This is a genomic window from Vibrio sp. 1249-1 (assembly GCF_033340495.1).
On sequence record NZ_JAWOWJ010000646.1, the window covers coordinates 1 to 658 of the forward strand.

The following is a 658-nucleotide window of genomic DNA, read 5'->3' on the forward strand; positions in this document are numbered from 1 at the left end:
TGATAAGACATATTGGCAAGCAGACGGCGGTACAAGCTCAGAGCTTTTTCGTAGTCGCCGCGATAATTGTAGTTGTTCGCTACGACTCGCAACGCCAAGTCTGCAGGGAAGACTTCTGCGTGCTTATCGTCTAAATGGCTTTCGAGAGATGAGCAAAAGAAGTTTGCCTTGTGGTAACGGCCTTGCTGGTTTAGCGTGTAGCAAAGCTGGTAATTCATTAACGCTTTACCTTCCACGTCACCATTTTGTTTCATCTTTTGCCTTAACGAGCTGAAACTGGCAACAGAAGCGTCATAACTGCCATGTTTACGTTCGTTTAAAGCGAGAATGTACTCAGACTCTAACTTCGCGAAATCATTGTTTAAGATTTGGCTACTTCCGTAATAAGGCTGCTTAATGTTGGCCATGTACTCATAAATCAACCCACTGACGTAAAGTCTCTCGCTGTCAGAGACGGAAGTATGATAACGGTCTTGAAGCATGCTAAGAGCAGAAGCCGCATCGTTGTGTAACGTTGTTTGATAGACAGCGTGCCATTGCGTAAAGTTTTGGGTGTGTTCAATCTCGGTAGAGTCACTTGCGTATATTTGACTGCAAAAAAGCAGTGACGCAAGCAAAGGAGACAGCGCGCGCATAAGGAAGTAGCCTTGTGTTTTTC

Annotated in this window: 1 pseudogene; it reads right to left on the reverse strand. The window is 45.0% G+C overall.

Going from position 1 to position 658, the window contains the following annotated elements:
- Positions 1-635 (reverse strand): annotated as a pseudogene (locus R7Z50_RS28135) (GGDEF domain-containing protein); the annotation flags it as partial.
- Between the last annotated feature and the right edge of the window lie 23 nt (positions 636-658).